Annotated in this window: 14 protein-coding genes; 4 read left to right on the top strand and 10 right to left on the bottom strand. The window is 57.6% G+C overall.

Annotated elements, in window-relative coordinates:
* Positions 1–92: 92 nt before the first annotated feature.
* The gene (gene pdxB / locus PZBJ_RS18100; RefSeq protein ID WP_101763633.1) at positions 93–1,217 is read right to left on the bottom strand and encodes a 4-phosphoerythronate dehydrogenase PdxB; all 1,125 of its coding nucleotides are present in this window, start codon (positions 1,215–1,217) and stop codon (positions 93–95) included.
* 56 nt (positions 1,218–1,273) lie between these two features.
* Positions 1,274–2,053 carry an AraC family transcriptional regulator gene (locus tag PZBJ_RS18095; protein WP_101763632.1) on the bottom strand — a complete coding sequence of 260 codons (780 nt, stop codon included), beginning with the start codon at positions 2,051–2,053 and terminating at the stop codon, positions 1,274–1,276.
* A gap of 94 nt (positions 2,054–2,147) precedes the next feature.
* Between PZBJ_RS18095 and PZBJ_RS18090 the strand changes: the two genes are divergently transcribed.
* Complete coding sequence (locus PZBJ_RS18090) at positions 2,148–3,053, top strand: DMT family transporter (protein WP_101763631.1); 906 nt, start codon at positions 2,148–2,150, stop codon at positions 3,051–3,053.
* 112 nt (positions 3,054–3,165) lie between these two features.
* Entirely contained in the window at positions 3,166–4,197 is a 1,032-nt protein-coding gene (gene flk / locus PZBJ_RS18085; protein ID WP_101763630.1) for a flagella biosynthesis regulator Flk, read from the top strand.
* Between the two features lie 115 nt (positions 4,198–4,312).
* Here the strand turns inward: flk and PZBJ_RS18080 are convergent, their stop codons facing one another.
* Together PZBJ_RS18080 and fabB are read right to left on the bottom strand one after the other, a co-directional pair.
* Positions 4,313–5,494 (bottom strand): MFS transporter, encoded by a 1,182-nt coding sequence (locus PZBJ_RS18080; RefSeq protein WP_101763629.1) that lies wholly within the window; start codon positions 5,492–5,494, stop codon positions 4,313–4,315.
* Between the two features lie 231 nt (positions 5,495–5,725).
* Positions 5,726–6,946, bottom strand: coding sequence for a beta-ketoacyl-ACP synthase I (fabB, locus tag PZBJ_RS18075; protein WP_101763628.1), 1,221 nt, complete (start codon positions 6,944–6,946; stop codon positions 5,726–5,728).
* Between the two features lie 153 nt (positions 6,947–7,099).
* Between fabB and mnmC the strand changes: the two genes are divergently transcribed.
* Positions 7,100–9,112, top strand: a complete 2,013-nt coding sequence (gene mnmC, locus PZBJ_RS18070) for a bifunctional tRNA (5-methylaminomethyl-2-thiouridine)(34)-methyltransferase MnmC2/FAD-dependent 5-carboxymethylaminomethyl-2-thiouridine(34) oxidoreductase MnmC1 (RefSeq protein WP_101763627.1) — start codon at positions 7,100–7,102, stop codon at positions 9,110–9,112.
* Between the two features lie 29 nt (positions 9,113–9,141).
* Here mnmC and PZBJ_RS18065 read toward each other — a convergent pair whose 3' ends face one another.
* From PZBJ_RS18065 to prmB, 6 genes are all read right to left on the bottom strand, one after another.
* Positions 9,142–9,423 carry a YfcL family protein gene (locus PZBJ_RS18065; protein WP_008101252.1) on the bottom strand — a complete coding sequence of 94 codons (282 nt, stop codon included), beginning with the start codon at positions 9,421–9,423 and terminating at the stop codon, positions 9,142–9,144.
* Between the two features lie 30 nt (positions 9,424–9,453).
* A complete protein-coding gene (locus tag PZBJ_RS18060) occupies positions 9,454–9,999 on the bottom strand; it encodes an elongation factor P hydroxylase (RefSeq protein ID WP_101763626.1) in 546 nt (181 codons plus the stop codon).
* Between the two features lie 66 nt (positions 10,000–10,065).
* Positions 10,066–10,863, bottom strand: coding sequence for a sulfite exporter TauE/SafE family protein (locus PZBJ_RS18055; protein WP_101763625.1), 798 nt, complete (start codon positions 10,861–10,863; stop codon positions 10,066–10,068).
* Positions 10,864–10,871: 8 nt separating this feature from the next.
* Positions 10,872–11,696, bottom strand: coding sequence for a penicillin-insensitive murein endopeptidase (gene mepA / locus PZBJ_RS18050; protein ID WP_101763720.1), 825 nt, complete (start codon positions 11,694–11,696; stop codon positions 10,872–10,874).
* A gap of 8 nt (positions 11,697–11,704) precedes the next feature.
* Positions 11,705–12,790 carry a chorismate synthase gene (aroC, locus tag PZBJ_RS18045; RefSeq protein WP_101763624.1) on the bottom strand — a complete coding sequence of 362 codons (1,086 nt, stop codon included), beginning with the start codon at positions 12,788–12,790 and terminating at the stop codon, positions 11,705–11,707.
* Positions 12,791–12,836: 46 nt separating this feature from the next.
* On the bottom strand, positions 12,837–13,769 hold the full coding sequence (gene prmB, locus PZBJ_RS18040; protein ID WP_101763623.1) for a 50S ribosomal protein L3 N(5)-glutamine methyltransferase: 933 nt from the start codon (positions 13,767–13,769) through the stop codon (positions 12,837–12,839).
* Positions 13,770–13,929: 160 nt separating this feature from the next.
* Between prmB and smrB the strand changes: the two genes are divergently transcribed.
* Positions 13,930–14,478 (top strand): endonuclease SmrB, encoded by a 549-nt coding sequence (smrB, locus tag PZBJ_RS18035; protein ID WP_101763622.1) that lies wholly within the window; start codon positions 13,930–13,932, stop codon positions 14,476–14,478.
* Positions 14,479–14,514 lie beyond the last annotated feature (36 nt).

Here is a 14,514-nt window from a genome sequence, read left to right as displayed (position 1 = left end):
TCCAGAGATTGACACAAAAACAGAAGGCGATGAAAACATCGCCCGAGATTTAGGAATTATCCCCCGCAATAGTGCAGGTGATTGAAATTTCTTTACAAACTGGCGCGGAAGCCAAGCTGATTGAGCATCGCCGCCGTCTCCGCATCATCGCAATGCACCTGCAGCGATGACCACTCACGACGCTCTTGATATTGCTTGCGCAGGCGATCAAACTCGCCTGGCTTTGCCGCCACTTTACGCAGTGGCGCATCGTCGCGGCGCACATCATACACCAGATGCACTAAGCGTTTTAGCGTTGGCTGATCGAGCTTGCCGCGCAGGGTGACAGAACCGAATTCAGGTGCCGGCAGCAGGCTTTCCAACGCCACCTGTTGCGGCTGGCCGTTAAAGTCGCACCATGCTTCAAACACTTGCGTGGTGCCGCGCGCTTTACCTTCCAGCGTGTAGCCAGCGATATGGGCGGTGGCGATATCCACTTTATCCAGCAGATCGAGCGACAGATCCGGCTCCGGCTCCCACACATCCAATACCACGCTAAGATCGTGGCGCATCTTCAGCACTGCCAGCAGCGCCGCGTTATCTACCACCGCACCGCGGCAGGCGTTGATCAGAATAGTGTTGGGTTTGAGCGCCATCAGCAGCGCCGCATCGGCCAAATGCCAGCTTTTATACGGGCCATCTTTAAACAGCGGCGTGTGGAAGGTCAGGATGTCGGCCTGCGCCACCAGATCATCCAGCGAATGGAAGGTTTCCTGATCGCCACGATCGGCGCGCGGTGGATCGCACAGCAGCGTTTTCACGCCCCAGGCTTGCAGACGCTTCTGCAGGCGGCCGCCAACATTCCCCACGCCAACAATGCCCACGGTGCGATCGCGCAGTGCAAAACCATCGCGCTCCGCCAGCAGCAGCAGCGAGGAGAACACATACTCCACCACCGCAATGGCATTACAGCCAGGCGCCGCAGAGAAGCTGATGCCTGCCGCCGCCAGTGATGCTTCATCAATATGATCGGTGCCGGCGGTCGCGGTGCCGACAAACTTCACCGGCGTACCGGCCAGCAGTGCCGCATTCACTTTGGTGACGGAACGCACCATCAATCCGCTGGCGTCCTGCAGCTCAGCTTCCGGCAACGGACGTCCCGGCACCGCGAGCACATCGCCGGTGCGGCTGAAGAGTTCACGGGCATAAGGCATATTTTCATCGACGAGAATTTTCACTGCGGCGGTCCTGTCTGCAAAAATTTAAGGCGCGTATTTTGCCATAAAGCCGGGGATTAACCTAACCGACTACGATAGCGATCGGGCGTGGTACCGGCCTGCTGCTGGAACATCACAATGAGCGCCGACGCCGAGCTGTAACCCAGCTCGTGAGCGATGCCCTGCACGCTGCAGCCCTGCTCCAGCAGCGCGATAGCACGCAGAAAGCGTAAACGCTGCCGCCACTCGCTGAATGACATATTCAACTGCTGCTGACAGCGTCGCGCTAGCGTACGCTCGGTGGTGAACACGCGCTTCGCCCATTGTGCCAGCGTGGTGTTATCGCCGGGATGCGCTTCAAGCGCGCGCAGAATCGGCGCGAGGAATTTGTCATCCGACATCGGCAAAAAGCTGTTATGCACCGGCGCCAGACGCAGCCGATCGATCAACACTTCACACATGCGCCAGTCGGCTTGCGTTTGCGGCTGCTCCAGTTCACGGCGGGCAAAATCATTCATGATGGCGTGCCCAATGGCATCGACATGCAATAAACAGGCTTTATCCGGCAGGCCCGCGCAGAGATCGGCGGCGAGATTAAAGGTGCGAAAACGCGCTTCGTTGTGATTGTAGCTGCTGTGACGATGGCCGGCCGGAATCCAGATCGGGATATCTGCGGGCGTCAGCAGACGTTCGCCCTCCACTTCCATCTCCAGCACGTGGCTGGTGACGAAAATCACCTGACCCCAATCATGCACATGGGTGAGGTATTCGGTTTTGGCGTTGACCTCGTCATAACGCATGAAGAAGCGCAGCAAAGGCGCATCAATCGGCGGCTGGTATTCGACTTGTAGATTCATTCTGTCCGGTCACTAACAAATATTGTCCGATTTTAACTATCTGCTTTAAACCGGTCAAACGTAAACTATTCGCGATTATCTGAGGAGCTGTATCATGAATTTACTGTTTCCGCTGATCGCGGTATTGATCTGGTCGATCAACACTATCGTCAGCAAACTCTCGGCGGGAAGTATCGATCCTGCGGCGATCTCCTTCTATCGCTGGCTGCTGGCGCTAGTAGTACTAACACCGTTTTGCCTGCCGGGCGTGTGGCGCCATCGTCACACCATTAAAGCCAACGGCTGGCGATTGCTGTTCCTGGGTCTGCTTGGCATGGTGCTGTATCAAAGTCTCGCCTATTACGCGGCGCACAGCGTTTCTGCGGTGATGATGGGAATTCTCGGCGCGACCATTCCGCTGCTGACCATCCTGCTCAGTCTGGTTGTGCTGCGCCTCGCGCCGACGCGCGGCATTCTGATTGGCGGCGTGCTGTCGTTCGCTGGTTTGGTGTGGCTGGTGAGCGAAGGCAATCCGGCGCAGCTGCTGAATCAACGGCTCGGCAATGGCGAATTGATGATGCTGGCAGCATCGACCTCGTATGCCTTGTACGGCGTGCTGACCAAGCGCTGGGCGATTCCGCTGCCGACCTGGCAAAGCCTGTATGTGCAGATTTTCTTTGGCGTGCTGCTGTTGCTGCCTGGCTTCCTGCGCGCGCCGGATGTCACGCTCAACATGCACAATCTGCCGCTGGTGCTGTATGCCGGGCTGTTTGCGTCGATCATCGCGCCGTTCCTGTGGATCCTTGGCGTGCAGCGTCTGGGCGCCAGCACCACCAGCATTTTTATGAACTTCGTGCCGGTGTTTACGGCCATTATTGCCGTGATGTTCCTGCATGAGCAGCTGCATGGCTATCACTGGATTGGCGGCGGCATGACGTTAGTAGGTGTTATTCTGGCGCAACGGCTGAAAACCCCGCTGCGTAAGCCGCGTAGCGCGACCCTTCCCGATTCCGCCGCCTGACTTTATTATCCGGAAAGGCCGCAGCCCCCGTGGATTTCCTGGGGGCTTTTGCTATGATGTGGCCTCTTTTTTCCGGCGCACCCGGATCTGACCCGTTTTCAAGGATTCCGCCATGCAACCTCTCAGCGGTCCCGGTGTGCCCGCGGGCGATCGTTCCCCTTTATCTCAGGCCACTGGCCCAACGCGACCTGGCGGTCCAGCCGGTGAGCAGCCGCTCTCTCCTGCCCAGCGCACCACGCTGGAACGTTTGATTGTTCGCATTATGTCTTTAAGTACGCTGAAAGCGCCGGAACTCTGGGCTGGCGTGCGGCATGAAGTCGGGGTAAAGAGTGAGGCGGAGCTGCAATCGCGCCACTTTCCGGCGGCGGAGCAGCATCTTAACGGTCGCTTAACCCAGGTGCAAAACAGTCTTGCTACGCGCCAGCTGCTGCAACAGCTGCTGGAAAAATTGCCGCAGGGCAATAATCGTCAGGCGGTGAGCGATTTTATTCGTCAGCAGTTTAACCAAACGGTGTTGAGCGCGTTGTCGCAGGACCAGCTGCGTCAGGTGCTGACCATGTTGCAAAACGGTCAGATGGCGATCCCGCAGCCGCAGCAAACGCGCGTCTCCGATCGCAGCTTGTTGCCGGCAGAACAGCAGTCGCTGAATCAGCAGGTGACGCGCCTTGCAGCGAAAACCGGTGAATCGCCGGTGAAACTGCTGGCCGATACACTGAAGCTGGTGAATCTGAAAAGTGGCGATCCGATTCCATCGCGCCACTTCCCGCTGCTGACGCAATATTTGCAGGTGCGCCAGACGCTGGCTCAGCACAGTGCGCCAACCTTGCAGATGCTGGAAACCTCGCTGCGCCAGCCGTTAACCCATGATGAGCAGCGACTGCTGGAAGATTACAGCCAGCAACGTTTCCAGGCGCTGCCGACCACCGTGCTAACGCCAGCGCAGACGCAGGATCTGCTGAATCTGCTGTTTAGCCGCCGCGCCGAGAAACTGCACGAACAGCCGCTGGCCGATAGCGAAATTCGGCCGCAGCCCATCTGGTCGCCGTTTATCCAGATGCTGCCGCAGCCGCTGGCGCAGCGCCCGGCGTTAACGCTGATTGTCGGCATCTTCCTGTTTATCTTCCTGCTGTGGCTGTTTATCTAGCAGCCACAGTTGGCAGCGGGCGTGGCGAGAATTGCCGTCCAGCTGCCAGTCAGCCAGCGACTGGGCTTTGCGGCGCTGACACCCGGGGAGATTGTCAGCGCCTGCGATAAGCTGGTTACGCTGTTGTCGCAGCCCGCGCAAACCTCCAGATAACCAGAATGCCCAGCGCCGCACAACAGGCACCCGCAACATAGACCGAGCCGTAACCCAGCGCCGTCGCCAGTAAGCCGGTCAACGGGCCGCTGGCACCGTACGCGATATCCTGAAATGCAGAGAAACCGCCAAGCGCGGTGCCGCGAATCTGTGGCGATACGCGTTTAATCACTTCAACGCCCAGCGCCGGGAAGATCAGCGAGCAGCCGCAGCCGGTCAAAGCCGCGCCAATCAGCGCCATCCAGCCAGAAGTGGCGAACGCCAGTAGCAGCAGACCGGCGGTTTCCACCAGCAAAGAGATCATCGCTACTTTTACGCCGCCGTGACGATCCGGCAAGCCGCCAAAGAATACGCGCACCAGCACAAACGCACAGCCGAAGGCGGTCAGCGCAAAACCGGCGTTGCCCCAGTTTTCCGCAGCAAAATAGAGTGACGTAAAGGTGCCGATCACCGCAAAACCGGTGCCCTGCAGCGCCAGCGCCAGTCCCGGCTGAAAGATGGTTTTCACTACGCTAAGCAGCGATGGCCGCTCGCCGCCCACCACCGGCACTTTGCGGATCCAGCCATTTATCGCCAGCGACAGCAGCGGCAACAGCAGCGCAACCGCACCGAGAGCAGCAAAGCCGCCGTGCTGATTGATCAGCAAGCCGAGCGGTGCGCCAGCCGCCAGCGATCCATAAATCGCCATGCCGTTCCATGACATCACTAATCCGGAGCGTTTGCTGCCCACCAATCCCATGCCCCAGGTCAGATTGCCGGTCAGCAGCAGGCTTTCGCCGAATCCTAACAGCAAGCGCCCTACCGCCAGCAAACCAAACTTCATCCACGGAGAAACCGGTAACAACGCGGCCGCCAGATACGCCACGCCCACCAGCGCGATGGCCAGCATGCCGTGCTGCGTGGTGAGTTTCGCACCGTGCTGATCGGCTCGACGCCCGGCAAAGCTGCGCGTCAACAGCGTGGCGAAGAACTGAATCCCCACCGCCACGCCAACCATCAGGTTACTCATGCCGAGTTCATGATGGACATACAGCGGGATGACCGGTAGCGCGAGGCCAGCGGTCAGATAGGTGAGGAATACCGCAAAGGAGGTGCAGGCCAGCGGCATAACGGATTGCGTTTGCGCGTCAGCAGTCGTGGTCATGGTGGGTCGAACTCCTTGTAATAACCAGACACGCGCTTGCTGCCAAAACAGAAACGGGATATTTGGTTCACACTAAGCTAAAAGCGATAATTTTGTTTCGGATGGAGTGGGAGTGTAGGCAAGCTGAAGGTGGAATGTCAAAACAACAAGGGCCGGATAACCGGCCCTTGTGATATTGCTAGCATAATCAGGTCTCCATGAATGGCGATCCTACGGGATTATGCTGGCAACTTACGCATGATACTTACGCATGGTCAGAGTGGCGTTAGTCCCGCCGAAGCCAAAGCTGTTCGACATCACGGTGGTCAGCGCTTTATCAGTCGGTTTGGTCACGATGTTCAGACCTTTGCCCGCTTCATCCAGCTCTTCCACGTTGATGCTTGGCGCGATGAAACCGTGCTCCAGCATCAGCAAAGTGTAGATCGCTTCCTGCACGCCCGCCGCACCCAGTGAATGACCGGTCATGGCTTTGGTAGCAGACAGTGATGGGCAGTTATCGCCGAACACTTCGCGAATCGCACCCAGCTCTTTCACATCACCAACCGGCGTAGAAGTGCCGTGGGTATTGAGGTAATCGATTGGGGTATCCAGACCTTGCATCGCCATCTTCATGCAGCGCACTGCGCCTTCGCCTGAAGGAGCTACCATGTCTGCGCCATCTGAGGTTGCGCCGTAGCCCACGATCTCAGCATAAATGTGTGCACCACGTGCCAGAGCGTGCTCCAGCTCTTCAACCACCACCATACCGCCGCCGCCAGCGATAACGAAGCCGTCACGGTTGGCATCGTAAGTACGTGAGGCTTTTTCTGGCGTTTCGTTGTATTTGGTCGACAGTGCGCCCATCGCATCGAACTCACAGGCCATTTCCCAGCTCAGCTCTTCACCGCCGCCAGCAAACACAATGTCCTGTTTACCCAGCTGAATCTGCTCAACCGCGTTACCGATGCAGTGTGCAGAAGTAGCACAGGCTGAACTGATGGAGTAGTTCACGCCGTGAATTTTGAACGGGGTTGCCAGGCAAGCAGAAACGCCTGAACCCATCGCCTTGGTCACCACATAAGGACCGACCGCTTTCAGGCCGCGTGGGCTACGCATGGCGTCAGCACCAAATACCTGATAACGCGGAGAACCGCCGCCAGAACCGGCAATCAAACCCACACGTGGGTTTTGCTGATACTGTTCGTCAGTCAGGCCAGAGTCTTTGATCGCTTCGGCCATTGAAAGGTAGGCATAAATAGAGGCATCACTCATAAAACGCACGATTTTGCGATCGATGAGCCCGTTGGTATCCAGTTTGACGTTGCCCCATACGTGGCTGCGCATACCGGCATCTCTCATCTCTTCAGAGAAAGTAATACCGGAACGGCCTTCACGCAGAGAAGCCAGCACTTCTTGCTGGTTATTACCAATGCTGGAAACAATACCCAGGCCAGTAATCACTGCACGTTTCATTCAATAATCCTCGTTCCACATATTTGGATGTGGTGCACTCTAGCGTACAGTTGTAAGCCGAACAAGTCCGATCAGCCATTTCCCTTTGTAAATTTGCGTCATGTGACGTCTATCGCTAAACTCGCGCCACTGCCTGAAATATGAGCCTTTCCCGTGAAATTAACCCCGGTTGAACACGCCCAAATAAACTGGAATGAACAGGGTACACCTGTGTCCCGAGCGTTCGGCGACGTCTATTTCTCCAACGATAATGGACTGGAGGAAACGCGCTATGTGTTCCTTGATGGCAACCATATTCCGCACCGTTTTGCTGAACATTCACGCGATTTATTTATTGTCGCCGAAAGCGGTTTTGGGACTGGTCTGAACTTTCTTACACTGTGGCAAGCCTTCGATCGCTTCCGCAATGAGCAACCCAACGCCACTTTGCAGCGTCTGCACTTCATCAGCTGCGAGAAATTCCCGCTGACGCACGCCGATCTGGTGGCTGCGCATGCCCATTGGCCGGAGCTAAAGCCGTGGGCCGAACAGCTGCAACAGCAGTGGCCGCAGGCGTTGCCGGGTTGTCAGCGCCTGCTGTTTAACGGCGGCGAAGTCACGCTGGACCTCTGGCTTGGTGATATTAACGCGTTAATTCACACCTTTGATGACAGCCTCAATCGTCAGGTGGATGCGTGGTTCCTTGATGGCTTCGCGCCGGCAAAAAACCCTGAGATGTGGACGCCAGATCTGTTCGCCGCGATGGCGCGCCTCGCCCGGCCGGGCGGCACGCTGGCGACTTTTACCGCGTCGGGGTTTGTGCGACGCGGGTTGCAGGACGCCGGTTTCAATATGCAGAAGCGCAAAGGCTTTGGTCACAAGCGTGAAATGCTGGTCGGCGTGCTGGAGCAAGCCGCTGCATTGCCGCACAGCCAGCCGTGGTATGCGCGCCCGCCGGCAGGCAGCAATGAAGTGGCGCTGATTGGCGGCGGCATCGCCAGCGCAGTATTGGCGCTCGCGCTGCTGCGACGCGGTTGGCGCGTAACGCTCTACTGCGCCGATGACGCGCCCGCGCTGGGCGCATCCGGCAATCGTCAGGGCGCGCTCTATCCGCTGCTGAATCAACATGATCCCGCGCTGGCCACCTTCTTCCCGGCGGCTTTTGGTTTTGCCCGACGTCTGTACGATCGGCTGCCAGTGGAGTTTGAGCATGACTGGAGCGGCGTGTTGCAGCTGGGCTGGGATGATAAAAGCGCGGAGAAAATTGCGCAGATGCTCAACATGGCATTGCCGCATGGCATCGCGTACGGCGTTAATAAAGAAGAAGCGCAACAGCTGGCGGGCGTTGAACTTGATGTTGGCGGGATTTTTTATCCGCAAGGTGGCTGGCTGTCACCTGCACAACTGACCAGCAATCTGCTGGAGTACGCGCAATCGCGGGGATTACGCCTGCACTGGCTGCATCGCGTCACGCAATTAACGCGCGATGAAGATCGCTGGACGCTGCACTTTGATGAGCAGCCGCCGGTGCAGCATTCCCAAGTGGTGCTGGCGAATGGTCACGCGTTGCTGGAACTTGAGCACAGTAAAACGCTGCCGGTGTACGCGGTGGCGGGACAAGTGAGCCACGCGCCGACTAATCCGTCGTTGGGCGCGCTGCGCACCGTGCTGTGTTACGACGGCTATCTCACGCCGGTCAGCCCGAACTTCGCCACCCATTGCATCGGCGCCAGCTATCATCGCGGCGATACCGCCACGGATTTCCGCGCCGACGATCAGCAGGAGAATCGCCAACGGCTGATTAACTGTCTGCCGCAGAGCCAATGGCCGCAACAGGTTGATGTGTCCGATAACCAGGCGCGCAACGGCGTGCGCTGTGCCACGCGCGATCATCTGCCGATGAGCGGCAGCGCGCCAGATTATGAAGCGACACTCACGCAATACGCCGATCTGCCAGAACAGCGTGCGCGTGGTGCAAGCGTAGCCGATGCGCCGGTGCATAACGGTTTGTTTGTGTTGGGCGCATTAGGTTCGCGTGGTTTGTGCAGCGCACCGCTGGCGGCCGAAGTGCTGGCGGCGCAGATGAGCGGCGAACCGCAGCTGCTGGATGCAGCCACGCTGGCGGCGATGAGTCCGAATCGCTATTGGGTGCGAAAACTGCTGAAGGGTAAAAAAGCGGGTCGATAATCTGCGGGGCGAGCGATCGCCCCGAGACGTTAAGCGGTTTGACGTGCCTGCAGGAACAGATTGTCCCACATGCCGGTGACCAGCGCCTGATCGCGTGGCGACAGTTCGCCAGCAGCAATGGCTTTTTGCAGGCTGTTGGTGACGTGAGTTTGCAGCGCTTCCGGCGTGTGTTCACCGCTCAGCTCTATCTCCGCCACTGCCAGGGTCAGATGACCACGCAGATAGCCGCCTGCAAACAGCTCGTCATCGCTGGCGTGATCGACCATGTCATCAATCAGGGCCAGAATGCGGGTTTCAAATTCTACGATCATCTCTTCCTCTCTTCTTATAACCTTCGCGGATTACAGATCTTCCGGCCAGGGGAATTGTGCCGCCGTCAGTGGCGGCGTGCCGTAATAATTCGTCAGTGCATCGATGAAGCGAGCTGGTCGTGCCGGAATGCCCTGCTGCAGATACGTCATCACCTGTGCATGCACTTTGCGCTGAAACGCTATGCGATCTGGCTCACAATCGCCTTCGAGATTGTCACAACTTACGTTGAAGGGAAAGCCCGCCGCCACGCAGAATAACCACTCCAGCGCCTGCGGTTTTACCTCAACCGATTCGAACTGGCTCTGCGTTTGCGCATCGCGTCCGTCCGGACAATACCAATAACCAAAATCCACCAGCTTGCGGCGCGCTTCACCGGCAATGCACCAGTGGGAAATTTCATGCAGTCCGCTGGCGTAGTAGCCGTGCGCGAACACCACGCGATTCCACGGTGAGGTTTCATCCGCTGGAAGATAAATAGGTTCGTCGTCGCCTTTAATTAGACGGGTCTGAAAATCGTCAACGAAACAGCCATCAAAGATGGTAATCAGCTGATCGTAATGGTGTGTTGTACTCATAATTTTTAATCTTAAAAAAAACCGGCGCCATTGTCGCATTGGCAGCCGGTCTTGACGAGTGTTGGATTACAGCGTGGCCAGCCAGGCCATCAGTTCTGCGCCATGACTGTCCCATAACAATTTAGCGCTCATTACCGCAGAAACGATCACTACCATGGGGCGAATCAGTTTCTGACCACGGCTCAATACCAGCCTGGCGCCGAGGCGCGCGCCGATAAAGGCGCCGAGCAACATAATCGCGCCGGTGCCCCACACCACTTTTCCGCCGAACATAAAGAACAGCAAACTGCCAAAATTCGAGGTGAAATTTAGGATTTTGGCGTGGGCGGTGGCTTTCGCCAGATTGAAGCCACACAGCGTAACAAAGGCCAGCGCATAGAACGAGCCGGCGCCGGGACCAAAGAAGCCGTCGTAAAAGCCGACGCAGCCGCCGCCTACCAGCGCATAGGGCAAACCGTGCAGACGACGTTCGCGATCGGCTTCGCCCAAACGCGGCATCAGCAGGAACCACAAACCGATGCAGATCAGCAGCAGCGGTAAGATTTGGCGCAGTACATCCGCTTGTAAGTGCTGAATCAGAATGGTGCCAGCAATCGCGCCGAGGAAGGTCATGGCGATATTCAGCCACTGCTCGCTCAGATTCACCGCACCACGTCGGATGAAATAGAGGCTGGCGGAGAACGATCCGCCGACCGATTGCAGCTTATTGGTGGCTAACGCCTGTGCAGGCGACAGCCCGGCAGCCAGCAAAGACGGCACGGTAAGCAGGCCGCCGCCGCCAGCGATCGAATCGATAAACGCCGCCAGCACTGCCACAAAAAACAGCACACAAAGGATGAGTGGGCTGACAACGAACCAATCCATTGAAATACCTACAGAAGATGCTTATCAAGTAAAGCCTGGCAAGACGGCGGCAATGGCGGCGGCGTTTTCTTCACCGGCGGCGTGCTGCCTGGTTTTTTCGGCAGGAACCAGCTGTCCAGCTCAGCGCCACAGCCATCGCCGGCCGGTTGAGGTGCCTGGTCTTCACATTCAAGGCTCCCCGCCGGGCATCGCAGACGCACGTGCATGTGCGCGCGATGGGCAAACCACGGACGCACTTTATTCAACCACGCGCGATCGCTGCCAGCATCGGCGCAAAGCTGCCTTTTGATTGCCGGATTGACGAAGATACGCGTCACTTCATCATCTTTCGCCGCCAGTTTAATCAGGCTATCGATTTGCGGCTGCCAGTGACGCGCAATCACCTGTTTATCATCGGCAGAAACCAGATCGAGCGGCTGCGGCTTGAGCAATTGCTGCGCCGTCCAGCGGGTTTTCGGCAGCTGCAGCCAGATATCGACGTCTAAACCCGTTTGATGGCTGGCGTGGCCGCTGCTAAAACGTCCACCCGCCGCCATGCCCATATCGCCAATCAGCACTTGTCCCAGCTGAAGCTGATGAACCTGGGTGCTGAGACGCTGAATAAAGGCGATCAGATCGGGATGGCCGAAATAGCGGCGCTGATCCTGGCGCATCACCTGATAATTGGGTGAGTTAAGCGGCAACTGCTGCGCACCCACAATACAGCCGTTGGCGAAGCCGCCAATCGACTGCGGGCTGCCGGCAATCGGCTGATGAATTTGCTGCCACGGCGTGGCGGCAACGGCGGCCGCACTGCATAGCAGCGCGGCACAGATAATGAGCATACGGCGCATCATCGGGCTTACCAGCGCGGAACGCTGCTGTTGACGTCACCGTTTTGCGCACGCTGGCGCAGCAGGTGATCCATCAACACAATCGCCATCATCGCTTCGGCAATCGGCACGGCGCGAATGCCGACGCAGGGATCGTGACGACCTTTGGTGATCATCTCGACTTCTTCACCCTCGCGGGTGATGGTGTTGCCTGGCACGGTGATGCTGGAGGTCGGTTTCATCGCCAGATTGGCGCTAATGGTTTGGCCGCTGCTGATGCCGCCCAGAATGCCGCCCGCGTGATTGCTCTGGAAACCGTTGGCACGGATCTCATCGCGATGTTGACTGCCGCGCTGATTGATCACCGCAAAACCGTCACCGATCTCCACGCCTTTCACCGCGTTGATGCTCATCAGCGCATGCGCTAAATCCGCATCCAGACGATCAAATACCGGCTCGCCCAGGCCCGGCGGCACGTTCTCTGCCAGCACGGTAACTTTGGCGCCGATAGAGTCACCCTCTTTTTTCAGGCCGCGCATCAGCTCATCCAGCGCTTCCAGTTTAGAGGCATCCGGGCAGAAGAACGGGTTCTCTTCCACGATGCTCCAGTCTTTCAGCTCGCAGGCCACATCGCCAATCTGCGCCAGATAGCCGCGCACCACGATGCCGTGCTTCATCTGCAGATATTTCTTGGCAATCGCCCCTGCTGCCACGCGCATCGCGGTTTCACGCGCCGAAGAGCGGCCGCCGCCACGGTAGTCGCGCAGGCCGTATTTCTGCTCGTAGGTATAATCGGCATGGCCAGGACGGAACAGATCTTTGATGGTGCCGTAATCCTGTGAACGCTGGTCGGTGTTCTCAATCAGCAAACCGATTGAGGTTCCCGTCGTCACGCCCTCAAACACGCCAGACAAAATTTTCACCTGATCCGGCTCGCGGCGCTGCGTGGTATAGCGCGAAGTGCCAGGACGACGACGATCGAGATCGTGCTGGATGTCGGCTTCCGTCAGCGGAATGCCGGGTGGCACACCGTCAACGATGCAGCCCAGCGCAATACCATGCGACTCGCCAAAAGTGGTTACGCGAAAAACTTGTCCGATGCTGTTTCCGGCCATGCTGGTTCCTTGTTGCGATGTTGCGGGCGAGCGCTCGCCCTCTTATTTAGTCTTTGTAAAATGAGAAGTGATGCTGTGCCGCCACGATTTGCTCGCGCGTCAGCATAAACACGCCGTCACCGCCGTTATCAAACTCCAGCCAGGTAAACGGCACGTCTGGATACTGATCGATCATGTGCACCATGCTGTTACCCACTTCGCAAATCAGCACGCCTTGTTCGGCGAGGTAATCCGGCGCACAGGCCAGAATGCGACGCACCAGTTTCAGGCCGTCGCTGCCCGCCGCCAGACCCAGTTCCGGCTCGTGGCGATATTCGTTCGGCAGATCGTCCATATCTTCCGCATCCACGTACGGCGGATTGGTGACGATCAGATCGTATTTCACCTGCGGCAAGTTGCGGAACAGATCGGCGCGGATTGGCGTGACGTGGTTCAGCAGGCCGTGCTCTTCAATGTTCTGCTCGGCGACAGCCAGTGCATCGGTGGAGATATCGACTGCATCCACTTCCGCTTCCGGGAAGGCGTAAGCGCAGGCAATGGCGATGCAGCCGCTGCCGGTACACATATCCAGAATGTGATGAGGCGAATCGCTGATCAAACCGGCAAAGCGGTTCTCAATCAGTTCACCAATCGGTGAACGCGGCACTAATACGCGCTCATCAACGTAAAATTCGTGGCCGCAGAACCAGGCTTTGTTGGTGAGATACGCCACCGGAATGCGTTCGTTGACGCGGCGAATCACGCGCTCAACAATGCGATGACGCTCGCTGGCAGTCAGGCGCGCATTGCGCATATCTTCTGGAATATCCAGCGGTAGCCACAGCGTTGGCAGAACCAGTTGGACTGCTTCGTCCCAGGGATTATCCGTGCCGTGGCCGTACCAAATGCCTGCCGCCGAAAAACGGCTGACAGCCCAGCGCAGCATGTCCTGAATGGTGTGCAGTTCATTCACTGCCTCATCGACGAATATCTTGTCCACGTAGCCCTCCGCAGGCCATAAAATCAATCGGCCGATAGTGTGCCACGAAGCCGGGCAGAATTCAGCGCAGCGAGGCGAAAAAGCTGACATTTGTTAACAGTAACGGTTAAGGTATGCCACCGGCTGTTTAACCAGCCTTTTCTGACCCAATCACAGAGCCATGAGTAAGAAAACGCCGCTAAGCCAGGACGATCAGGAGATGTTCCGCCAGTTAATGAGTGGAACCCGCAAGCTGAAACAGGACACTATCGTGCATAAACCGGTAGTGAAAACGCGCGAAGTACCGCTTAAACGCCTGCTTTCAGAACAGGTCGATAACAGCCATTATTTTTCAGACGAGTTTCAGCCGTTGCTGTCGAGCGAAGGTCCGGTGCGCTACGTGCGCGCGGATGTCAGCCATTACGAGCAGAAGAAATTGCGTCGTGGCGATTACACGCCGGAAATTTTTCTCGATCTGCATGGCTTAACGCAGATGCAGGCCAAGCAGGAACTCGGTGCGTTGATTGCCGCCTGTCGCCGCGAACATCTGTTCTGCGCCAGCGTGATGACCGGGCACGGCAAACACATCCTCAAGCAGCAAACACCGCTGTGGCTGGCACAACATCCGCATGTGATGGCGTTTCATCAGGCACCGAAAATGTTTGGCGGCGACGCCGCACTGCTGGTGCTGATAGAGGTAGAAGAGTGGCAGCCGCCTGAATTACCGTGACGTGCCGCGCTACAAAAGGATAGGGCCGCGTTTGTA

It is taken from the genome of Pantoea endophytica (assembly GCF_002858935.1).
Taxonomy (GTDB): domain Bacteria; phylum Pseudomonadota; class Gammaproteobacteria; order Enterobacterales; family Enterobacteriaceae; genus Pantoea; species Pantoea leporis.
Note: the sequence above shows the minus strand (reverse complement) of the source record. Positions and strands in the feature narration are given on the sequence as shown.